This window comes from Sedimentitalea nanhaiensis DSM 24252, assembly GCF_000473225.1.
Lineage (GTDB): Bacteria > Pseudomonadota > Alphaproteobacteria > Rhodobacterales > Rhodobacteraceae > Sedimentitalea > Sedimentitalea nanhaiensis.
In genome coordinates this window covers 794,156-815,829 of record NZ_KI421509.1, presented here as the reverse complement: position 1 = coordinate 815,829, position 21,674 = coordinate 794,156, and the positions used below count along the sequence as shown (strand labels likewise).

16 protein-coding genes, 1 tRNA gene and 2 pseudogenes are annotated in these 21,674 nt (G+C 58.0%); 11 read left to right on the top strand and 8 right to left on the bottom strand.

Translation table 11 applies throughout. From position 1 onward, the window contains the following. Positions 1-36: 36 nt before the first annotated feature. Positions 37-1,149, bottom strand: coding sequence for a Ppx/GppA phosphatase family protein (locus NANH_RS0105635; protein WP_027261142.1), 1,113 nt, complete (start codon positions 1,147-1,149; stop codon positions 37-39). 272 nt (positions 1,150-1,421) lie between these two features. Between NANH_RS0105635 and NANH_RS0105630 the strand changes: the two genes are divergently transcribed. The 8 genes from NANH_RS0105630 to NANH_RS0105585 all read left to right on the top strand — a co-directional run bounded on the left by NANH_RS0105630 (position 1,422) and on the right by NANH_RS0105585 (position 11,801). Beyond that, complete coding sequence (locus tag NANH_RS0105630) at positions 1,422-1,718, top strand: virulence factor (RefSeq protein ID WP_027261141.1); 297 nt, start codon at positions 1,422-1,424, stop codon at positions 1,716-1,718. A 26-nt stretch (positions 1,719-1,744) separates the two neighbouring features. Further along, positions 1,745-2,674 (top strand): methylenetetrahydrofolate reductase, encoded by a 930-nt coding sequence (locus NANH_RS0105625; RefSeq protein ID WP_027261140.1) that lies wholly within the window; start codon positions 1,745-1,747, stop codon positions 2,672-2,674. Positions 2,675-2,684: 10 nt separating this feature from the next. Next, positions 2,685-3,746: a methyltetrahydrofolate cobalamin methyltransferase gene (locus tag NANH_RS0105620; RefSeq protein WP_027261139.1), complete on the top strand. Its 1,062-nt coding sequence runs from the start codon at positions 2,685-2,687 to the stop codon at positions 3,744-3,746. Between the two features lie 66 nt (positions 3,747-3,812). After that, positions 3,813-4,865: a pyridoxal-phosphate dependent enzyme gene (locus NANH_RS0105615; protein WP_027261138.1), complete on the top strand. Its 1,053-nt coding sequence runs from the start codon at positions 3,813-3,815 to the stop codon at positions 4,863-4,865. Between the two features lie 642 nt (positions 4,866-5,507). Next, positions 5,508-6,494, top strand: a complete 987-nt coding sequence (locus NANH_RS25590; protein WP_081710430.1) for a carbon-nitrogen hydrolase family protein — start codon at positions 5,508-5,510, stop codon at positions 6,492-6,494. 81 nt (positions 6,495-6,575) lie between these two features. Further along, positions 6,576-9,314: an aminotransferase class I/II-fold pyridoxal phosphate-dependent enzyme gene (locus tag NANH_RS0105595; protein WP_036049470.1), complete on the top strand. Its 2,739-nt coding sequence runs from the start codon at positions 6,576-6,578 to the stop codon at positions 9,312-9,314. Positions 9,315-9,328: 14 nt separating this feature from the next. After that, positions 9,329-10,789, top strand: coding sequence for a biotin carboxylase (locus tag NANH_RS0105590; protein WP_027261135.1), 1,461 nt, complete (start codon positions 9,329-9,331; stop codon positions 10,787-10,789). Between the two features lie 16 nt (positions 10,790-10,805). Further along, complete coding sequence (locus tag NANH_RS0105585) at positions 10,806-11,801, top strand: C45 family autoproteolytic acyltransferase/hydolase (protein WP_027261134.1); 996 nt, start codon at positions 10,806-10,808, stop codon at positions 11,799-11,801. A gap of 246 nt (positions 11,802-12,047) precedes the next feature. On the opposite strand, the gene NANH_RS27370 is transcribed toward NANH_RS0105585, so the two are convergent. Continuing rightward, entirely contained in the window at positions 12,048-12,530 is a 483-nt protein-coding gene (locus NANH_RS27370) for an ATP-binding protein (protein ID WP_081710429.1), read from the bottom strand. A 380-nt stretch (positions 12,531-12,910) separates the two neighbouring features. On the opposite strand from NANH_RS27370, the gene NANH_RS28405 reads away from it, so the two are divergent. Both NANH_RS28405 and NANH_RS0105565 read left to right on the top strand, forming a co-directional pair. Further along, the gene (locus NANH_RS28405) at positions 12,911-13,078 is read left to right on the top strand and encodes a hypothetical protein (RefSeq protein ID WP_154665563.1); all 168 of its coding nucleotides are present in this window, start codon (positions 12,911-12,913) and stop codon (positions 13,076-13,078) included. 61 nt (positions 13,079-13,139) lie between these two features. After that, positions 13,140-13,213, top strand: a tRNA-Gly gene (locus NANH_RS0105565). A 305-nt stretch (positions 13,214-13,518) separates the two neighbouring features. On the opposite strand, the pseudogene NANH_RS25580 reads toward NANH_RS0105565, so the two are convergent. From NANH_RS25580 to NANH_RS29045, 3 genes and pseudogenes are all read right to left on the bottom strand, one after another. After that, positions 13,519-13,914, bottom strand: a pseudogene (locus tag NANH_RS25580) (integrase core domain-containing protein); the annotation flags it as partial. A 42-nt stretch (positions 13,915-13,956) separates the two neighbouring features. Next, positions 13,957-15,084 (bottom strand): annotated as a pseudogene (locus NANH_RS0105550) (IS3 family transposase). A 65-nt stretch (positions 15,085-15,149) separates the two neighbouring features. Beyond that, entirely contained in the window at positions 15,150-17,786 is a 2,637-nt protein-coding gene (locus NANH_RS29045) for a hypothetical protein (RefSeq protein ID WP_175543435.1), read from the bottom strand. A 138-nt stretch (positions 17,787-17,924) separates the two neighbouring features. On the opposite strand from NANH_RS29045, the gene NANH_RS0105535 reads away from it, so the two are divergent. Beyond that, complete coding sequence (locus NANH_RS0105535) at positions 17,925-18,608, top strand: thiamine diphosphokinase (RefSeq protein WP_027261129.1); 684 nt, start codon at positions 17,925-17,927, stop codon at positions 18,606-18,608. Here NANH_RS0105535 and NANH_RS0105530 read toward each other — a convergent pair. The 3 genes from NANH_RS0105530 to NANH_RS0105520 all read right to left on the bottom strand — a co-directional run bounded on the left by NANH_RS0105530 (position 18,562) and on the right by NANH_RS0105520 (position 21,628). Next, positions 18,562-19,485, bottom strand: a complete 924-nt coding sequence (locus NANH_RS0105530; RefSeq protein ID WP_027261128.1) for a DMT family transporter — start codon at positions 19,483-19,485, stop codon at positions 18,562-18,564. The two genes, NANH_RS0105535 and NANH_RS0105530, sit on opposite strands and share 47 nt — an antisense overlap. A gap of 61 nt (positions 19,486-19,546) precedes the next feature. Beyond that, the gene (locus tag NANH_RS0105525; protein ID WP_027261127.1) at positions 19,547-20,920 is read right to left on the bottom strand and encodes an L-serine ammonia-lyase; all 1,374 of its coding nucleotides are present in this window, start codon (positions 20,918-20,920) and stop codon (positions 19,547-19,549) included. Beyond that, complete coding sequence (locus tag NANH_RS0105520) at positions 20,921-21,628, bottom strand: glutathione S-transferase family protein (RefSeq protein ID WP_027261126.1); 708 nt, start codon at positions 21,626-21,628, stop codon at positions 20,921-20,923. It lies immediately after the preceding gene. Positions 21,629-21,674 lie beyond the last annotated feature (46 nt).

Here is a 21,674-nt window from a genome sequence, read left to right as displayed (position 1 = left end):
GGATGTCCGGCGCAAGCGGACAGCGACCGCGCCGCCCTAGAACACCCCGTCTTCCAGAACTCCGTCCGCGCTCATCTGTGCATACAGCAGACCCTCGCGCAGTCCACGATCCGCCACCGACAATCGGTCGGTCGGCCAACAGCGCAACAACGCCTGCAGGATGGCCGAGCCCGACATGATCAGCGCCTGACGGTCCTCGCCGATGCGCGGATCACTCCGACGTCCGATCGGTCCCAGATCCAGATAGCCCCGGATCACCTTGTCAATCTGATCGCTGGTCATACGCAACCCGTCAACCTTGGTCCGGTCATACCGTTTCAGCCCAAGATGGCTGGCAGCGACCGTGGTCACGGTGCCCGAGGTTCCGACGATCTGAAATCCCTCGCGGGCCTGGATGTCTTTATAGGGTGCAAACTCTGCCAGGTTCTCTTCAAAAAACCAACTCATCAGCGCGAAACGGGCCGAATCGTCTTCGACGTCGCTGAATTGATCGCGCAGCGTGGCCACTCCCAGCGGCACGCTGATCCAATCCACCACCTTTGCTGCCGGAAACGGGCTTTCGGGCGGGTGAAACCCCGCATGCAGCCGCATGATCGCCCGAGGACGGTCGCGCCGGGGAACGGACGATATGTCGATCCACACCAGCTCGGTAGAGCCACCGCCAATGTCGACCACCAGCAATTGTTCGGTTCGGGTGCTGACCAGCGGCGCGCAGGAAATAACCGCCAGCCGGGCTTCTTCCTCGGGCTGAATCACTTCCAGCGTCAATCCGGTTTCCCGTTTAACCTGCCGGATGAACTCCCGCGCATTATGTGCGCGACGGCAGGCCTCGGTTGTGACCAGACGCATGCGCAGGACCTTGTTGCGCTTCAATTTTTGCTGGCAGATCCGCAGCGCCTGAACGGTACGCGCCATGGATGAACGCGACAGGCGCCCGGTTCTTTCCAGCCCCGAACCCAGCTGAACAGACTTCGAGAAACTGTCCACCACATGGAATCCGCTGCCCTTGGGTTGGGCAATCAGCATGCGGCAACTGTTGGTGCCCAAATCCAGCGCGGCATAAAGCTCGCCTGGATCGGGCGGATTCGGCGCAGGGCTTTCGACCGCTTTCGGGAACGCGCCCGCACCATTGGGACGCTTGGGCGCCATTTTTTACGCCCTTCCGATTTCGTGTTAAGATCAAGATAAGCGCGCAATTGCGGACACGCAAGATCCGCCGCGCACGGCTGAGAATATTGTCGCGTTGCTGCGCGATCTCATCATGTTCATGAAGATTATGGCGTCGCGACGCTGTGGCATCATGACGACAGCTGAATTAGGTAGATCGGGACAGGTCGTTTGACACGCGTGTTCTGTCGAAAACAGGCGCCGCTGACCAAAGACGGTACAGTACACAGGCCCAAGCGAGAGGGGAATCACTTATGCCCGAGGTCACAGTCGTTTATTGGCGCGATATTCCGGCGCAAGTCATCGTCGGTAAGGGGCGGCGGGGCATTAAGCGGCCCTTGCCCGAACGTTTTGAGCAGGCCATAGACCGTGCCGCGATGAAGGTGAACGCCAAGGATTCAGATGCCTATCTGGCCGAGTGGCGCAAGGCGGCAACCTATACGCTCGATGGCGATCCAGAAGAGATTGCCGACGCAGAGGCGACACGACTGGACGCTGAATTCAACAGGGACCGTATCAAGGCCCTGATCGACAACGACGGGTGGGCATGAGCCTGACATCCATTTGGGAGGCCACAATGGCATTGCTGAAATTCAAGAGGCGGGATGCGCCGGGATCCACTCCGGCCAACGAGAATGTCGAGGCGTTCCTGCAAGGATACTCGATCGAGGTGATGCCGCGGACCGCCGAAAAGGTCGAGGATTTCCGCGCTTTGCTTCCAGAGGGCACGCGGGTCTACATCGCCCATATCGAAGGTACGCCGATCGAAGACATGGTTGCCACCGCGCGCCGCCTGGCCAGGGATGGATACCCGGTGATGCCGCATTTTCCCGCGCGGATCATCAAGGACAAGGCGACGCTGGCGGACTGGATTGCACGCTATCAGGGCGAAGCAGGCGTCGATCAGGCGCTGCTGCTGGCCGGGGGCGTCGCGCAGCCCATGGGCGACTTTGACAGCTCGATGCAGCTGATGGAGACCGGGCTGTTTGACAAGGCTGGGTTCAAGCGCCTGCATGTCGCGGGCCATCCCGAAGGCAACCGCGATATCGACCCCGACGGAAGCATGAAGAACGTCCTGGAAGCACTTCGTTGGAAACAGGAATTTTCAAACCGAACCGATGCGGAAATGGCTCTGGCGACACAGTTTGCCTTTGACGCCAAGCCGATCATCGCCTGGGCAGACAGCCTGCGTGAGGCAGGGATCTGCTTGCCGATCCATATCGGTATCGCGGGACCGGCCAAGCTGCAGACGTTGATCAAGTTCGCAATCGCCTGCGGTGTAGGACCGTCATTGAAAGTGCTGCAAAAGAGGGCGATGGATGTCAGCAAGCTGTTGCTGCCTTACGAGCCGAACGACGTGATCACGGAACTCGCCGCACACAAAGCCGCGAACCCGGATTTCAACATCACCAAAGTGCATTTCTTCCCGCTGGGCGGTATCAAGAGCAATGCCACTTGGGCCATCAACCATGGCGGTGCTTCGGGCCGCCCCGCAAACGCATCCTGAAAGGACGCTCATGACCCGTACCATCGTCGAAAGCAAAACCAAGACCGCCATCATCGGGTTTGACCAGCCGTTCTGCGTGATCGGCGAGCGGATCAACCCCACCGGCCGCAAGAAACTGGCCGCCGAACTTGAGGCGGGCGATTTTTCGACGGTGGAAAAGGATGCGGTGGCGCAAGTTGCCGCAGGGGCAACGGTTCTGGATGTGAATGCCGGGGTCGTCTATAACTCGAACCCGAACCCGAACGAAACCGAGCCCCCATTGATGGTTGAGATTCTCAAGCTGGTTCAGGGGCTTGTCGACGTACCTTTGTGTATCGATAGCTCGGTTCCGGCCGCTCTTGAGGCGGGTCTTTCGGTTTGCGAAGGACGGCCTTTGCTGAATTCGGTCACCGGCGAGGAGGAGCGTCTCGAACGCATTCTGCCGCTGGTCAAGAAGTATAACGTACCGGTGGTGGCGATTTCCAACGACGACACTGGCATTTCCGAAGATCCTGACGTGCGGTTCGAGGTCGCCAAGAAAATCGTACAACGCGCCGCCGATTTCGGCATCCCGGCGCACGATATCGTGGTTGATCCGCTGGTAATGCCGATCGGCGCAATGGGAACCGCCGGTTTGCAGGTCTTTGCCCTGGTCCGACGCCTGCGCGAAGAATTGGGCGTGAATACCACCTGCGGCGCTTCCAACATCAGCTTTGGGTTGCCGAACCGGCATGGGATCAACAACGCCTTTTTGCCCATGGCCATGGGGGCGGGAATGACCAGCGCGATCATGAACCCCGTCGCATTGCCGGTAAACCAGACCAAGATCGCCGAGAAAAAGGCCGAAGTCCAAGCCGCCGGTATCATCCTGCCCGACGATATCGATGACGAAACCTTTGTGACATTGTTCGGAATGGGTTCGATGCAGGCGCTGGCAGGCAAGGAGATGGAGGCCATTCGTGCCGCCAACTTCCTGACCAACAACGATCCGCACGGGTCGGAGTGGATCCGAACCAACAAGCAGCCCGTCAAGGCCGGCGATGAAGGCCGCGGTCGCGCTGGACGAACCGGTGGGCGTCGCCGTCGCGCCTGATTGATCGCACAGGGGGTGATGCTTGCAATGCTTGACGACACGGGTTGAAATCGGGTCGGGTTGGGTATGAAGATTTTATCCAACCCGTATCGCGCGGACGCACAGGAATTTGTGCTGCCTGCGGAAGTTCCGTTTCCCAGTATCGACTTGGAGAAACCGCGCAAGCTGATCCAGAGATGCCCCGTGGCAGCGCAAACGCCGCTGACCCCGTTACCGCAATTGGCTGACCGTCTTGGTGTGGCTGAAATCTGGGCCAAGGACGAACGCAACCGGATGGGGCTGGGGAGCTTCAAGGCTCTGGGTGCTGCCTATGTGATAGCCCATAACGCCGAACAGGGCCGCGCGCGGGGAGCAACCTATGTGACTGCCAGCGCCGGCAACCACGGTCTGTCGGTGGCTGCCGGCGCACAGGCGTTTGGGGCGCAGGCCGTGGTGTTCATCGCCGCCACGGTTCCCGAAGCCTTTGCCGATCGGCTGCGTGCCCTAGGCGCGAAAGTCGAGCGCAAGGGGCACAGCTACGAGGCCAGCATGGCGGCCGCGACGCATGCGGCGCGCGAACAGGGCTGGACTTTGCTGTCTGACAGTTCATGGCCCGGTTATGTCGAAGCCCCGCACCGGTTGATGGAGGGGTATCTGGTGTTGATGGGAGAGGTTTTCGATCAAATCCCGACGCCGCCAACGCATCTGTTTCTGCAGGCGGGGGTTGGCGGTTTGGCCGGGGCTGCGGCGGCTATTGCGCGCGACAAATGGGAGGGAAAGCCAACCATTGTTGTGGTGGAGCCCGAGTTCGCACCGGCCCTGGCAGAGTCGATTGATGCCGGTGCCCCTGTTGTCGCGCCCGGTCCGGTTTCGGTGATGGGGCGTTTGGACTGCAAGGAGCCGTCGCTGATTGCGCTCAAGGGGCTGGCACGGGATGCGGATTTTTTTGCCCGGATCACCGAGGCCGAGGGGCAGGAGGGCGCAAACATCGCTGCGAATTTGGGAGCACCTTCGACACCATCGGGTGCCGCAGGATTGGCAGGGCTTCTGGCGGCTGACTCTTACCGAAAGGAGCTGAATCTGTCTGGCGAGTCGCGCATCCTGGTCGTGCTCAGCGAAGGCTCTGAAAATCCTGACTAATATGCAGAGCAAAAATGCGACCGAGCATGCAACGGGCGCAGATGTTCATGGCGGATTCCGTGCTGAAAAACGGACTGCTGCTAACGGGCGTGAATCTGCGGTTTCTCACGGGCGTTTCCCGCCTCTGAAGATGCGCGGTTCGCTCTTGGGTTGAGGTGGTGCGCCATTCGAGCGATGCGATTTCGGCAGTTTTCAGGGATCGTGTCTGTTGATGGGCCGTTGCAATGTAAGGCGTATCTGACGGTCTGATCTCTTGTTGACACGACAAGATGTCGCTCGCCCCGGTTACAGGCCTGCGTGTAACACGCGCGCGAATCCGGTCCGCCGGGGCACGATGACGAGGGATGCAAACCGTTTCGATCCGACCGACCCCTTGCCGGATGCGATGGCCTTTGTCATCGATGGAATTCCTTGTGCCGATAATTTCCGGGCGTTTTCGGCGGCTTGCATTCTACCGGTCATTTTGGCGTTGGGTTTGATGCTGTTGTTTCAACGCATCGGAATGATCCGCCGATACGGCGAAGTGATGGCAGATGCGGTTCTTCGGTTCCGGTTTCCATTGCAAACCGTTAGGAACCGGTTCACAGAAGCTTCTCGCCCGCTGCTTCGGTTTGGACTCGGGTGTTGACGGAGAACAGGTAAATGACCCCCTTTGCTATCGCTGGCGTGCAGATGCATGTGGCCGCGCTTCATTCCAATGTCGAAGGCATGATCCAACGGCTCGATATTCTAATGGCCCGGTTTCCTTGGACACAGATGGTTCTGTTCAGCGAGCTAGCGCCTTACGGCCCTTTGCACCGTTACGCACAGCCGGTTCAGAACGAGGCAATCACGCAGTTTTGCGAGGCTGCCCATCGCCATCAGGTCTGGTTGGTTCCCGGTTCGATGTTCATCAAGGGTGACGACGGTCTTATTCGGAACACTTCGGTGGTGATCAATCCGCAGGGCGAGGTCGTTACGCGTTATAACAAGATGTTCCCGTTCCGGCCCTATGAGGTCGATGTAGAGGCGGGAACGGATTTCTGCGTCTTTGACGTACCTGATGTCGGCCGGTTCGGCCTGTCGATCTGCTATGATATCTGGTTCCCGGAAACCACGCGCCAACTGACCAGTCAGGGAGTCGAGGTTCTGTTACATCCGGTGCTGACCGGCACGACAGACCGGGATGCCGAACTCGCAATCGCCCGCGCAACAGCAGCGCAGTTCCAGTGTTATGTATTCGATGTCAACGGCTTGGGGGCCGGAGGTGTTGGCAAATCCTGCGTCGTGGACCCTACGGCTACGGTCTTGCACCAATCAGCGGGGCAAGAGGACATGTTCCCGATCGAGGTTGATCTGGACATGGTGCGGCGCCAACGTGAAACCGGCATGAAAGGGTTGGGCCAGGTCCTGAAGAGCTTCCGTGACCGCTCCACCGACTTTTCGGTCTATGATCGCGAAAGCGGCACCGATTCATATCTCAGGACACTGGGGGCGCTTGAAATGCAGCGTCAGGGATCAAGGGCTGGCTTGCATGTGGACGTGCCACAGTCACTTTCGGACTTGACGCAAGAGGTGCCGGCAGATCGGACTCCGCTTGCCAAAGGGCCTGAAACATTGGCATTTCCGGGCAAGATCTCTAACGGATGAACAACTAAGCTCCGCCATTTGGCGGAACTGGTTGCATTTGTTACGCATCAATCAGACACTCCTCTTTCAGGAGGGTCACTGATGCATTCAGTAAACGACTACTATTCTGCGCTTCAGCTCAGGTCTGATCGCTGGAGCGCGCTCCGCGATGCGACCGGAGCGCTGGCACAGGACGCGACAGGGCGCAAAGCAGCCGGTCTGCGCAAGAAGACAGAGGAGCTATTTGCCTCGCTTGCGCTGATCGAACCGTATTGGGCCTTTCCGGGGATGGCGGCCTTTGATCACATGCGCCGGCATTTTGAGCATGATAATTACGCTGACCTGGCGTTTTCCGTCAGCCGCGTCACTCGTGCGCTGACGACCGGGGCGTATCGGCGTCGCCACATTCCGCTGGAACGCGACAGCCTCGACAACGAGGAACACGACGACGAGGCGCAGCTGTCGCCCGAAGCCCGGGCGATGAGCAAACCCTATTTTGAGGTTCTGATCGTCGACGAAGTCAACGAACAGCAGGAACGTTGGCTCAAATCCAACATGACGCGAATGCGGCGCAGCGAGGATCCGTTCACCTACGAGGCGATGGTGGTCCCCAGCCTTGAGGACGCGCTGATCGCGGTGCTGTTCAATCACAACATTCAGGCCATTGTGGTACGCCCCGGCCTGACCCTGCATTCCAAGATGAGTCTTCCGATCCTGACGCGCTATCTTGCGCGGGCAGGGGGCGCGGAACAGCTGGAACAGCTTCAGGCCGAGGACTATGGCCCGGAACTCTGCCGGTTGATCGACAAAGTGCGTCCCGAATTGGATGCCTATCTGATCACAGAGCGTTCGGTCGAGGATATCGCCGGGTTGGATCTGGGGATTTGCCGTCGGGTGTTTTACAATCAGGAAGATTTCCTTGAACTGCACCTGAACATCCTGCGTGGCGTTCAATCGCGGTTCACGACACCTTTCTTCACCGCGTTGGTCGAATATTCCAAGCAACCGACCGGTGTGTTCCATGCCATGCCGATCAGCCGCGGTAAATCGATCAGCCGCAGCCACTGGATTCAGGACATGGGGGCGTTTTACGGACCCAACATCTTTCTGGCGGAAACTTCGGCAACCTCGGGCGGTTTGGATTCGCTGCTGGAACCGCATGGACCGATCAAACGCGCACAGGAACTGGCAAGCCGGGCCTTTGGCAGCAAGCAGACTTTTTTTGCGACCAATGGCACTTCGACCTGTAACAAGATTGTGGTGCAGGCGCTGGTCAGTCCGGGCGATATTGTTCTGGTGGACCGCGATTGCCACAAATCACACCACTATGGAATGGTGCTGTCCGGGGCGCAGGTGGTCTATCTGGATAGCTACCCGCTGAATGAATACTCGATGTATGGCGCGGTGCCGTTGCGCGAAATCAAGCATCAGCTTCTGACGCTCAAGGCCGCGGGCAAGCTGGACCAGGTGCGGATGCTTTTGCTGACGAACTGCACCTTTGACGGCATCGTCTACAATGTCGAACGGGTGATGGAAGAGTGTCTGGCCATCAAGCCGGATCTGATCTTCTTGTGGGATGAGGCGTGGTTTGCCTTTGCCCGGTTCTCTCCAACCTATCGCCAGCGCACGGCGATGAGCGCAGCCGCCAATCTGCGGGCCAAATTCAAGAGCGAAGCGCATCAAAAGGCGTATGACGCCCAGCAAAAGAAACTCGTGGACGCGGATGACGAAAAGCTGCTCAAGACCCGGTTGATCCCGCCTCCCACCGCACGTGTGCGGGCCTATGCCACGCAGTCGACGCACAAGACGCTGACGTCGTTGCGGCAAGGTTCCATGATTCATGTCAATGATCAGGACTTTAAGGGCGAGGTCGAACAGAGTTTTCACGAAGCCTATATGACGCATACGTCGACATCGCCCAATTACCAGATCATCGCCAGCCTTGACGTGGGGCGACGACAGGTCGAATTGGAAGGTTTCGAATTCGTACAGCGCCAGGTCGAGGCGGCCATGTCCATGCGCCGATCCATTGCAACGCATCCCTTGCTGAGCAAATATTTCAAGGTCTTGTCGGCAGGCGATATGATCCCCGAACCGCACCGTGAAAGCGGGGTCACCAGCTATTACGACGTTCAACAGGGGTGGACAGATATCTGGGATTGCTGGGAAAACGACGAATTCGTGCTGGATGCCACCCGTGTCACATTGGCAGTGGGCGGTACGGGCTGGGACGGCGATACGTTCAAGACCGATATCCTGATGGATAAGTACGGTATCCAGATCAACAAGACCTCGCGCAACACCGTCCTGTTCATGACCAACATCGGTACAACACGGTCCAGCGTCGCCTATCTGATCGAGGTGCTTGTCGAGATCGCCAAGGGATTGGACGATTTGCTGGACGATGCCAGCAAAATGGAGCGCCTGTCCTTTGATCGACGGGTCAAGAACCTGATGGAAGACCTGCCTCCTCTGCCGGACTTCAGCCGGTTCCACGATGCGTTCCGAGCCGATTTGGGGACAGTGGAGGGCGACATCCGCTCGGCCTTCTTTCTCAGCTACGACGAGGAAAACTGCGACTATCTGGAACTGGACGGCTCGTTGAAACAGGCAATGGACAGCGGACAAGAGGTTGTGTCGGCCAGTTTCATCATCCCTTATCCACCTGGGTTCCCGATTCTGGTGCCGGGGCAGGTGGTCAGCCAAGAGATCCTGGCCTTTATGCGGGCGCTGGATGTCAATGAAATCCACGGATACCGCGCCGATCTCGGTCTGCGGGTGTTCACCCAAGACGCGTTGAACAAACACGCGCAAATCAAGCTCAAGACAGCTTCTGAATAAACAGGGACCACGACATGTCTACAAAAGTGTTGAACAATATTTCGGAAATCCGCCGGTTCTTTCACCGCAACGAAGACCCGATCTATTTCATCTCTGCGACCAACTTCAACCTGCTGGGGTTGGACGAATGGGTGCGGAATTTCAAGTACATCTGCTACATCGATTGCTACGGCGGCAAACATCCCAATGTATTCTGCCCGTCCGAGCAGCCCCATGCCGAATTCCAGAGCATCGAGGATATCAACAACTACCTGCTTCAGCACAAAGAGGTCATAGATTTCATCAAGCGGCGGGGCGGCAAGCCCAAGTTCGTGTTCCTGATGTTTGACGAAGAAACCGAGCGGCTGTCAAAGGAACTGGGTGCTGAGGTGTGGTTCCCCAAGGCCAAGCTGCGCTCGGGTATGGACAACAAGATCGAAACCGTGCGGATCGGAAACAAGGCAGGGGTGCCCTCGGTGCCCAATGTCCTGGCCGAGGTGAAATCCTATGACGATCTGAAAAAGACCTGCGAAAAGGCCGGAATCGGGCATGATCTGGTACTGCAATCGGCCTTTGGTGATTCCGGGCATACCACATTCTTTATCAAATCCGAGGCCGATTTCCGCCGCCATGAACACGAGATCGTCGGCGAGGGCGAGATCAAGATCATGAAACGAATCGATTGTCGTGGTTCCGCCATCGAAGCCTGCGCCACCAAGGAGGGCACGATTGTCGGTCCGCTGATGACCGAACTGGTTGGGTTCAAGGAATTGACACCCTATCGCGGCGGTTGGTGCGGTAATGAAATCCTGTCCACGGCCTTTCCGCCAAAGGTTCGCGACCACGCGCGGGATCTGACGTTCAAGTTTGGGGAGCAACTGCGCAAGGAAGGCTATCGAGGTTATTTCGAGCTGGATTTCCTGATCGACAAGAAGACCGGCGAACTGTGGCTGGGCGAGCTGAACCCGCGCATTACCGGGGCCAGTTCGATGACCAATCATGCCGCCTTTGCCCATGCGGACGCGCCGCTGTTCCTGTTTCACCTGCTTGAGTTCAGTCGCAAGAAATTCAATCTGGACGTGGACGAGCTGAACGCCCGCTGGGCCAACCCGGACATGATCGACAGCTGGTCGCAGATGGTCATCAAACACACCGATGACAGCGTTGATATCTGTACCCAATCGCCGGAGACCGGTATCTACAAAATGCTCGAAGACGGGCGTGTTGTGTTCGATCGGTTCGATTATCACCGCCGTGCGGTCGAAAGCGAAAACGAAGCCTTCTTTCTGCGTATCCTTCAGCCGGGCGACTACCGATATGAGGGTGCCGATATCGGTATTCTGGTGACACGCGGACGGTCGATGACCAAGAGCTTTCAGCTGAACGAACGCGCCAAGAAATGGATTCACGGTATCAAGCAAAGCGTTTCGGCCAAGCCGCTGCCCGTCGCCGAGGCCGGACCGGCCCTGGCCGATCCCGCTTTCAAGATCATGTGACGGAGGCGCGGCCACAATGTTATGGCGCGCCCTGAACGAGGATACGCCCGGCCCGAAATGGGCCGGGTTGTTTCAGGAATACTGGCCACACTACCGCCGCTGGTGGCTGGGCGAGGGCGACGCCATGCGCGCACCTTACCTGGAAAGCCGTCGCGCCTTGCAGGAACACATGCCCGAGATCGTCCCCTTGTACGATCAGCTCTGCGAACTCGCGGGCGGTGGCGACCAGGCCGCGCGGTTTCTGAGTTTCTATTGCCCACCGCCTTATCTTTCAGGATGTTCACAGGCGATCTGGACCGGTAAAGAGCCGGTCCTTGTACGCAATTACGACTACAATCCAAATGCGTTCGACAGTCTGGTTTTGAATACCAACTGGCAGGGTCGCCGGGTCATCGGCACCAGTGACGGGCTGTGGGGACTCGTGGACGGGATGAACGCCGCCGGATTGGCATTGTCGCTGACATTTGGCGGTCGGCGTGTGGTGGGCGAAGGGTTCGGTGTGCCGTTGATCCTGCGCTATGTGTTGCAGACCTGTTCGACCACCGCCGAGGCACAGGAAGCACTGGGACGCATTCCCACGCATATGAGTTATAATGTTACTGTGTTGGACCGAAAACGCAACTATCTGACCGCGATGATGGCACCGGATCGGGCTGCGGTGATGACCCATGCCGCGGTTGCAACGAACCATCAGGAAGCGGTTGAATGGGTCAGCCATGCCCGGTTCACAGCTACCGTCGAACGCGAACGGTTTCTGTTGCACCGCCTCACCCTGCATCGCGACCCGCAGGAAAAGTTCATCGAGGCGTTTTTAAAGCCACCGCTTTATTCGACAGCGTTCTCCGCCGGGTTCGGAACGCTCTATACGGCGGTTTATCGCCCCAGAAAGCTGGAAATGGAAATCCGCTGGCCCGGAACTGTCTGGCCCATGTCGATGACAGATTTTCAGGAAAGCAGCCGCAACCTGCACATCCCGATCGCAAACGACCGTTCGCAGCCCCATCCAGCGTGACCCTATGAGACGGAAAGATCGCCTTTGAGCCGTGCCAGCAGACGGAATTGGCTTGAAGCGGCAGAAATTGTGGTGGGATCGATCCGCGTATCGCAGGTGTAGCTCAATGATAGAGCAGCAGCTTTCCAAACATAGAAATTCAGTACCGGCCTGTTTGAGAACTGCCAAAAGCGGTTGGATTTACTGTATAAAGTGAAAACGTTGTCCCGGCGTGTTATGCCGCGTTGAAATGTGCTGCCTTCCATTTCATTGTAAAATGGGACAGCGAAGGTGCCAACTGAACGTTTGAAGCTTACCGAAACCGCCTGCAAAAACACCTCTCCAAACGCGAAACTCTGGGACACCGAGATCAAGGGTTTCGGCATGTTCACAGGTAAGACCCGCATAATATTCTACCCCCAGAGGGACGTGTACGGAAAAACGACGCGCGCCAAACTCGGCACATGGCCCGAGACGCGCTTTGCAAACCCCCAACGCGCAGGCAAGCCATGTCTTGCCGGTGCCCGACGCGCCGGAAATTATCAGGTTCTGCTTGCGAGTAATCCAGTCGCATTTCAGTAGGGAGATGAGCGCTGCCTTGTTGAGATTTCTGCCATTCCGAAAGTCGATATCATCCGGGGCGGCCAAGCCCTTGAATTGCGATGCTTTCATCAGGCGAACGATCTTATTTTGATATCGCCGCTCAGTTTCGGTCTGCAACATGCGCAGGATACGATCCGGTATAGGCATGTCGGAGTATTATGGATACTGAAGCTGGTGCTCCAGCTCATCGCGAAACCCAGCCAGCCGTATCTCGTGCAATAGCTCAAAAATCTGCGCATTAGACATCGCCGTCCTCCCCGCGCTGAGTATCAAGTCGCGGCGCAAAATAGGATGGACCATGGACGTTCGAGGCTGGTATTGGTGGCTCGGACAGTTCGGTGGGCTCAGCTTGCAGGCGATCCAAGCCCGAATCCAGAATGCTCTCCACTTTGGCGGCGCTACGCTTGCCAACGGTTATCGCCCGATCACATGCGGCTTCGATGCGTTCCACCGAATACTGATCTGCCAGTGCCCGCAATCTTGATCCTCCCCCGCTGAAGTGGTCCTCCGCTATGTTTAGGAAAACGATGGAAACACATGGTGAACAAGCGACCGAAGCCGAGGAGATTGTCACAAAGTCAGGGCCGGTTGAGCTTCCCTACCGCTATGTATTCGGCGCAGCGTTGAACGAGTTGCAATCGAACGGGATGGACGATGAAGCCAAGATGTATGAGTGTATCGCGGGCACAGCCTAGCAATAACCTGCACCTTTTGGCCTTGCCGATAAGCCTTCAGCAGTGATACCTAGGGAGCGTTGCGGGTGTAGCTCAATGGTAGAGCATTTGCTTCCCAAGCAAGTGACGAGGGTTCGATTCCCTTCACCCGCTCCACCGACAACGATTGATCACCCATAAATCGTTAGCTATCGGGGGTTTGCGCCTGTGTTCCGAGACACATTATTGGACGCAAACAGGACAAATCGAAATGGCGGTGGTGATGAAGTTGAAGCACATTGACGAACTGGCAGGTGGTCGCAAGCGGTTCCGCAGACGCTGGCCTCAGGACGTGAGCAAGGGGCTTGGGGAAAAGTTCATCTAGCGCCCCATGGCGCCCCGTGACCATTGTCCGTCGTCAGGTTTTTTGGACCAATGGTGGTCTAAATTAAGAGAGCGTTTGGCTCATCTTGTTGGTTTGATTATGCGGCGTGCTGGCGGTGATGCAAGCGCCGCGTTTCGAGCGTCTTTCGTTTGATCCTTTCCCTTTGCTTTAGAATGGCGTTGTCACGCCCGAAGTAGACGTCAGCGGGTGTGACGTTGTTGATGCTCTCGTGGTAGCGCTGATGATTGTAGTGGTCGACGAAGGCTTCGATCCAGGCTTCGAGGTCTCCCGGCAGGAAGTAGTTTTCCAGCAAGATGCGGTTCTTCAGGGTCTGATGCCAGCGTTCGATCTTGCCTTGCGTTTGTGGATGATATGGCGCACCGCGCGAGTGCTTCATACCTTTGTCGTGTAACCGTTCTGCCTAGTCGCCTGAGACGTAGCTGGACCCATTGTCACTGAGTAGACGCGGTTTGTGAACGACGTGGACTTGATCACACTGGACGTGTCGCGCTTTTGTGCTGCCCCAAGTGCTCGTTTAAGCCACGTTCCGTTCGAAGGCGACCGGGCTTTTCCAACCCAATGCTGAGTGCCGTCGACGCGGATTGTAGAAGCCGTTGATGTATTCGAAGATCGCGATCGCGGCTTGCCGCCTTGTTTCCCACGACCGTCGCCAGATCAGCTCGGCCTTGATGGTCTTGAAGAAGGTTTCGACGGCAGCGTTGTCGTAACAATTGCCTTTTCCACTCATCGATACCTCGAAGCCATGCTGACGCAGGATCTTCTGGTAGTCGTGGGAACAGTATTGGCTGCCGCGGTCCGTGTGATGGATGCAGCCCCTGGGCGGCGCACGGAACGCAATGGCCATGTTCAACGCCCGGATCTCCAGGTCCCGCTTCATGCGATTGCTGACGGCCCAGCCGATGACACGGCGTGAGTGAAGGTCCAAGATCACGGCCAGATAGAGCCAGCCTTCTTTGGTCCAGACATAACTGATGTCGCCCGCCCATTTCTGGTTCGGGACATCTGCAATAAAGTTACGATCCAGTAGATTGGGCGCAATACTGAACTTGTGGTCGCTGTCCGTTGTCACCTTGTGTTTGTGCGTTCTGATGACTGATATGCCGTTCTGGCGCATCAATCTGCCCACACGGCGATGGCCGACATCCAGCCCAATCTCCTTCAGCTCTTCGGTCATCCTTGGTCTGCCATAGCTACCCAGGCTGAGACGCGATTGTTCTTTGATGTGTGCCAACGTGACCAGATCAGACCGCTGCCGCCGACTGGTCGGGCGGTTGCGGAATGCCGGTAATCCACGTGTGCTGACGCCAACGACATCGCACAAGCGGTTGGCTGGGAAGCTGGCGTGTGTTCTTCGACAAACCTAAATCTCATTGCTTTAGGCCCGCAAAGAACTGGGTGGCCTTTTTAGAATCTCCCTCTCCTCCTTGAGAAGCCGGACTTCACGTCGAAGCCGCTCATTTTCTCTGGCGAGGTCCAAATCTTCTTTCGAAACTACGTCCGTGTCTCGATGTAATGTGATCCATTTGTTCAACGTCGATACGCCAACACCCAGATCGTCAGCAACCTGCTTGCGCGTTAGCCCGCTGGTCAGCGCAATATGCACCGCATCTGCTCGGAATTCGTCCGTTCGGTTCAGTCCCATAGTCAGTCTCCTTTGTCGCAATAAATGCTATCAAAGGAGCGGCATCAAACCGCGACAGGTCCAATTTACGCCCGTCTTGATGACTGGAAACGGGGGCGGCCATCATTGCCAGTAATCTCGACGGCACCGTCGCCATCTCGCCGAAATCCTATTTCGCTCGATGCAGCAAAGCGGCCTCCACCGGTTTTTTGGATCTTGCCCTGCCGCAGCAAGAGACCAAATGAACGTAATCCGTCCTCTCGATTAAAACTGGTCGAACTGATTTGACGTACTTTGGTCATTAATTGTGGTCGTGAAAACTGAGCCCGTCCTTCAACAAAGGACATGTAGGCCGCAGCCGCTTCGAGAAGCTCGGGCAAGCCTGTTGCACCCATTCCGGTTGCGAACTCGACAAAAGACTCATTGCATGTGTGCTGATTGGAAACGTCTTCCATAGCCTCAGCCGGGATGCGTCTCGGGCGAACCGGGCCACCCTGGATATCGCAATCGATACGTTGCTCGGCCACCAGCTTCAGAGGTCCCGGACGTGGTTCGGTGCTCGGCCGGTCGGGACCGATTTCCCGGGCCACCGGTCTGCGCGGACGGATGATCCGTTCGAGGTCTTCGCGAAACGCAGAATCGTCCACGTCGTCAATGGGGCGTTGCTGCTGCGGATTGCCTTTCAGAACGGTCGAAGCAACGGCGCGTGCGTGACCGTAGCTCGCGTGCGCAACTGTCGTCTCGTCGTCCGTCATTTTCTGATCCGTCGTGCCCATCAGGCGCTGCAACTCTTGCTCGTTCATGGGAAGTGGTTGTGGCTCCGTTTCGATGGGCCGGTGAAGTAAGGGCTCTGCGCTGTCCGGTTTCTCTGAGGGATTTACATCTTTTGACGTTGAAGAGCCGACGCTTTCCCTCGCCGTCTGTTCTATGTTGCAATGGAATTTCGGACGAGGTGTGTCCTGGCCGAGTTCCTCCAGTTCTCCGGCGGCAAGAGCGTTTTCAAGTTCGGAACGTTTCACCTTGAGAACACGCGGGCCGTTTTTGAGCGGCAGTTGTTCAAGCTGAAGGCCCTGGGTTCGTGACGCTGTCTCGATCATTTCCGACTTGGCGGAATTCATGTCATCGTGGATAGGACAGATGTGGTCAGCCTCTGACGGAGGCGTCTCGGCGCTCGATTCAGATGCAGAGTCCAGAATGCTAAGCATCATTTCTGTTTCGGGTTCCAAGGCCAGATCGGGGTCCGGCCTGGACCGACCCGTATTGTCTGAGTCGGTATGACCCTCCAACGCTTTCAGAGATGCTTGGAAGCTGTCTTTTTCCGCAAGGTTTGCGTCCTCAAATCGCTCATCGAAGTCGGCAGTTTCATCGGGCAATTCACCCCACTCGGCGTCAGCGTCAAGCCGGATTTCCTCTTCCGGATTAGGGTCACCGGACACAGGTCCCTGCAGGGCTTTTGTATCAACGGCGTCCGTCCGCAGAGATTTTTCTGGCACGTCCTTGACTTCGAGGCGTTTCAGGACGCTGCCCAGCAAGTTGTCCGCATCGGCATTCAGTGCTTCGGTCATCTCATCGGCGACTTTGGTGACAAAGGCGTCCGCGGGTTCGTCTTCGGTCAATTCGCGGGATGCGTTGTTGCCTTGCGCAGCAACTTCATGGCGCGATACCACGGCACGGATCCGTTGCAGTTTAGCGGCAATTGTGTCGCCAAGCCCTGACACGTTGAATCGGGTCTCGGTTGGGGGGGCATCAACTTGGACCGGAGGGGGAGTTCTTTCGATCTCTGGTGTGTCGAAGGGGTAGGAACTGTCCTCCCAAGATTCGTCTGTTGTTTCGACTTCATTGCTGTCCCGTTCGAACCTGTCTGCCACGCAAACATGCGGTTCAGGCGCGGCATCATTGGTCGCGAGAGGCATATCCGATTGCGTTGTCGCAGCGGCGATTGGATCGTCGGCCGGAATGCAAACCTGATCTGAATCCGAAATTTCGGGGTTCGAAGGGCCAATTTCGGTGACTTCCGTTTCCGTGCGTCTTTGTGGTTCAGCCGAGGTGACGTCAGCACCAAAGTCGGAGCCATCTGAAACGAAACCATCGTTGGCCCGGGTATCGGGCGCATCGCATGCAACCGTCCCATCTGGTGTGTCCATCCGGGACGGTTGGGTATCGTCCTTTGCATCCACGAGCGAGGCCGCCATATCGGCTGCGAAGTCCTCTATTTCAGGGGACTCAATTGAGTCGCACGCACTTTCCGGTCTGTCTGATGAGGATGGTGAGCCGGACGACAGCTCAGGCATTGCACCCGTTTCGTTCGGAACTTGCGCGTCGTCCACCAATTCCGGATGCTGTATTTCAAAGACTGGCTCTGGACTTGCAGGGCGGCTTTGGTCTTGGATCTCTATTGTTGCTGCAGGTTCGTCGGCTCTTTGGTGGACGGCCCCTTCAGAGCCAGAGGGGGCCACCGGATCAAGGTCACGGACCCGCAATACGATGCCACGCCCGTCCTCATTGTGTGCCTCTACCTTGCGCGAAATCTCATGCTGCGCAATTCGAGTCATCATTTCGGCATCCGGAACCGGCGGCTCAGCGCCAAAATAGCGATCGTCGGATGCGAGGTCGCGGAAATACTCGGCAATCGCTTTCATTGTGCCGAAAGAATCATCGAACCCTTCGAGGGTGCAGGAAAACGTGCCGTAAGAAACGGTCAGGATCTTGTTGCTTTGTACCACGGGATGCAGGTCCTCACATCGTTGCATGACACTGCTGACATGGCCCGCAGGCCCAGGGGAGGCCCGATTCCCGGGCAAAGGCAGCATCCTTTACCAGCCAGATTGTGCTTACTTTCCAAACAAGCCATTAATGGCCGAATGAAAAATACATTGGTTTTTTCCAAAAATCCCGTGACCCTTGTTGGGGGTGGCGATGTGGGTGCCGAAGATATCGAGTTGGCCCTGGGTCTTGCACCGGAGATGGTTGCCGCCGATGGCGGCGCGGCGAACGTGTTGGACGCGGGCCATATGCCCTTTGCGGTCATCGGCGATTTCGACAGCATCGCGCCAACCGAGCGGGCGCGGATTCCCCAAGACAGGCAGTTCGTAATTCACGAGCAGGCCAGTACCGATTTCGACAAGGCCCTGCGCAGCATCTCGGCCCCTGTTGTGCTTGCCGTCGGGTTTCTGGGGGGGCGCGTAGATCACCAGCTGGCGGCATTCAATGTGCTGGTGCGCCATGCCGACCGGCCCTGTATCCTGATCGGGGTGCATGAGTTGGTGTTTCACATTCCGGAAAAACTGGATCTGGATCTGGCTCCCGGTGATGTGGTTTCGTTGTACCCGATGGCACCGGTAACAGGACGATCAAGCGGTTTGGAATGGCCGATCGATGGATTGACTATGGCCCCGGACGGGCAGATCGGAACCTCGAACCGTGCACTTGGCCCGGTGTCCCTGCGAATGGAGGGGCCGGGGATGCTGGGGATCGTACCGCGTAGCGTTTTGCGCCATGTCATGCAGGCGATTGCAAAGACGGTTTCCGTGCCTGCCGCGCCATAGCCCGTTCACGCAACACCACGTAAAGCCCGGCAGCGATGGTGATGCAGATACCGACGCTTGCCATGGTGTTGGGAAGATCGCGAAAAATCAGCCATCCGATGGCTGTGGCCACCGGTATTTCCAGATATTGCATCGGCGCCAAAGTGGCAGCAGGCGCGAACCGCAAGGACCAGGTCATCATCAGATGTGCACCCGTGCCAAGCACGCCAATCGCCAGCAACAGGACCCAATCCCGGGTGTCCGGCACAACCAGCGTCAGCAACGGCCACCCCATGACATCGCCCGCCAGCACAAGCGGCAACAACAGTGCCGTGGCCATTACTCCACTGACTGCCTGCAGGCCGATGGGGTCCGTATCGCGGGCCAGCTGTCGTGTGACCAGGATAAAAAACGCAAAGATAAAGGCAACGGCAATCGGCCAGAGCGCCGGCCACCCAATGGCATAGAAACTGGGTTGGATCACCAGGAGCGTGCCGATGAAACCGACCAGACAGGCCATCATCCTGCGAGTTCCGACCTCTTCGTTGAGCACGAACCGCCCCAACACCAGCAGGATGAAGGGCATAACAAAGGCGATGGCCACCGCATCCGCCAGCGGCAGGTATTTCAGCGCCGTGAACATGGTGCCGATCCCGCCGATATGCAGCAGGGTGCGCAGAAAGGCCAGGCGCAGGATCCGCCCGCACATCCGCCACACGCGCCCGGCGGCAAAAACGATCGGAATCAGGATCAGCGCCTGCAGAGCAAAGCGCGCCAGTATCAACTGTCCCAGCGGGATCGACTGGCCCAATACCTTGGCCATCGCGTCGCCCATAGGCGCGACAACGCAGAACCCAAACATGAGAGCGATGCCCAAAACGGGCCGATCCTTCGACATGAGCGCACGCTAGCAGCGGAGTGCCGGAATGCAATGCCCCCGCCAGGCGTGAACGCTGATCTCAGCAGTTCGGGATGTTCACGGCCAGCCCGCCCAGCGATGTTTCCTTGTATTTCTCGCTCATATCTGCACCTGTCTGACGCATGGTTTCGATGCAGGCGTCCAGTGGCACCAGATGCGTACCGTCGCCGCGCAGTGCCAGGCTGGCGGCGCTGATGGCTTTGATCGCGCCCAAGCCATTGCGTTCGATGCACGGCACCTGGACCAGCCCCCTGACCGGATCGCAGGTCATGCCCAGGTGATGTTCCAGAGCAATCTCGGCGGCGTTTTCCACCTGTTCGGGAGATCCGCCCATCACCGCGCAAAGGCCGGCAGCAGACATTGCGGCGGCGGATCCGACTTCGGCCTGACAGCCGGCCTCGGCCCCCGAGATCGAGGCGTTGAACTTGACCAGTCCGCCAATTGCGGCTGCGGTCAGCAGGAAATCTTCGATATGTGCCGTACTGGCACCGGGCACGTGATCCAGATAATAGCGCAAGGTCGCCGGAAGCACTCCGGCGGCCCCATTGGTGGGGGCGGTGACGACCTGACCGCCGGCGGCATTCTCTTCGTTTACCGCCATCGCATAAACGCTCATCCAGTCGTTGATGGTGTGCGGTGCCGTCAGGTTCATGCCACGTTCGGCCAGCAGCGCATCATGGATCGCCTTGGCGCGACGCTTGACCATCAATCCGCCGGGCAGGATGCCATCGGTGGACAGGCCCCTGTCGATGCAATCGTTCATCACCTGCCACAGCCGGGCGGTGCCCCTGGACAGATTGACAGCGCCACCACGCGCGATTTCGTTGGCTCGCTTCATCGCGGCGATGGTTTTACCGCTTGCTTTTGCCATCTCCAACATTTCGGCTGCCGATTTGAACGGGTAGGGCACAGGCGGGCCTTCGTCTGTTGCCTTGCCTGCGGCCAACTCTTCTTCGGTCATGACAAAGCCGCCACCGATCGAATAGAAAACCTGTTGCAGGGTGATATCGCCCTGGGCGTCGGTTGCCATCAGGATCATGCCGTTGGCATGGCCTGGCAGGGTGCGGTCGTAATCGAACACCAGATCGGTTGTCGGATTGAACGCCAGCGTGCCCAGGCCAGCGGGCGTCAGGGTGTGTGTCGATTTGATGTCCGCCAGGGTACGGGCCGCATCGTCGGCGTCATAGCGTTCGGGCGTGAACCCGGCCAATCCCAGGATGGTGGCGCGGTCGGTGGCATGGCCAACGCCTGTAAAGGCCAGACTGCCGTGCAGCGAGGCCCGCACCCCGGCAAAGTGGAACGGCGCGGCGCGCATCTGATCCAGAAACCGCGCGGCGGCCACCATCGGTCCCATGGTGTGGGACGATGACGGGCCGATTCCGATCTTGAACATGTCAAAGACAGAGAGAAACATTCAGGTCGCACTTCCGTGTGAAGGGTTTGCGTAACGAGGCGATGTAAAGGGCGTGGGGCCAAGGCCCTCGGAAACTGCGGCCGCCTGGGTTGCAGAACGGGTCTCTAAAGCGGCCAGCAATCCGTGAAGGTGCGGCGTTGCACTCAGATCGAACCAATTGCGATCCGTCACTTGCGGATAAAGCGCCATCCAGCGCAGCAGGCAGGCGATATAATAGCACAGCCCGGTCGGGGTCGTACCGCTCAGCCAGCGCGGCGTCTGTCGCGCGACGCTGTCCAGATTGGACAGATGCACCCGCAGACGTTTCTGCACTGTGTCCGACAACGCGGATTGGGCGGGCGGATCGGGGCCGACATAGACGCCCGGATAAAAGGTCATGCGCAGATCCGTGTGCAGCGTGTTGGACACCCAGAATAGCCACTTCAGATAGTCCGCTCGATCTGCGTCTTGCGGTGCCGGGGCGAGGGAACCGTGCGCGTCCGACAGCCACAGCAGGATCGCGCCGGTTTCAAACAGTGGCCCCTGCGGTGTTTCGAGTACCGGGATCAGGCCGTTGGGATTGAGTTTCAGATAGGCCGGGCTGCGCTGTGCCTTTGCTGCCCGGTCGACCAGCACAGTGGCATAGGCCAAACCCATCTCTTCCAGCGCCAATCGGATGATCAGCGAGGCGTTGTCGGGCGCATAATGCAAGCGATACGGCATGGTCATGGCGAGACCATAGGCATCTGACGACCGGCCCGGCAGCCCCAAAGCG

Excerpts from the sequence above, each read along its gene's own strand:
- NANH_RS27370 (WP_081710429.1), bottom strand. The coding sequence starts at position 12,530 with ATGCCTATACCGGATCGTATCCTGCGCATGTTGCAGACCGAAACTGAG.
- NANH_RS0105620 (WP_027261139.1), top strand. The coding sequence starts at position 2,685 with ATGACCCGTACCATCGTCGAAAGCAAAACCAAGACCGCCATCATCGGG.
- NANH_RS0105585 (WP_027261134.1), top strand. The coding sequence starts at position 10,806 with ATGTTATGGCGCGCCCTGAACGAGGATACGCCCGGCCCGAAATGGGCC.
- NANH_RS0105520 (WP_027261126.1), bottom strand. The coding sequence starts at position 21,628 with ATGACCATGCCGTATCGCTTGCATTATGCGCCCGACAACGCCTCGCTG.
- NANH_RS0105530 (WP_027261128.1), bottom strand. The coding sequence starts at position 19,485 with ATGTCGAAGGATCGGCCCGTTTTGGGCATCGCTCTCATGTTTGGGTTC.
- NANH_RS25590 (WP_081710430.1), top strand. The coding sequence starts at position 5,508 with ATGACCCCCTTTGCTATCGCTGGCGTGCAGATGCATGTGGCCGCGCTT.
- NANH_RS0105590 (WP_027261135.1), top strand. The coding sequence starts at position 9,329 with ATGTCTACAAAAGTGTTGAACAATATTTCGGAAATCCGCCGGTTCTTT.
- NANH_RS0105525 (WP_027261127.1), bottom strand. The coding sequence starts at position 20,920 with ATGTTTCTCTCTGTCTTTGACATGTTCAAGATCGGAATCGGCCCGTCA.
- NANH_RS28405 (WP_154665563.1), top strand. The coding sequence starts at position 12,911 with ATGGAAACACATGGTGAACAAGCGACCGAAGCCGAGGAGATTGTCACA.
- NANH_RS0105630 (WP_027261141.1), top strand. The coding sequence starts at position 1,422 with ATGCCCGAGGTCACAGTCGTTTATTGGCGCGATATTCCGGCGCAAGTC.
- NANH_RS0105635 (WP_027261142.1), bottom strand. The coding sequence starts at position 1,149 with ATGGCGCCCAAGCGTCCCAATGGTGCGGGCGCGTTCCCGAAAGCGGTC.
- NANH_RS0105625 (WP_027261140.1), top strand. The coding sequence starts at position 1,745 with ATGGCATTGCTGAAATTCAAGAGGCGGGATGCGCCGGGATCCACTCCG.
- NANH_RS0105615 (WP_027261138.1), top strand. The coding sequence starts at position 3,813 with ATGAAGATTTTATCCAACCCGTATCGCGCGGACGCACAGGAATTTGTG.
- NANH_RS0105535 (WP_027261129.1), top strand. The coding sequence starts at position 17,925 with ATGAAAAATACATTGGTTTTTTCCAAAAATCCCGTGACCCTTGTTGGG.
- NANH_RS0105595 (WP_036049470.1), top strand. The coding sequence starts at position 6,576 with ATGCATTCAGTAAACGACTACTATTCTGCGCTTCAGCTCAGGTCTGAT.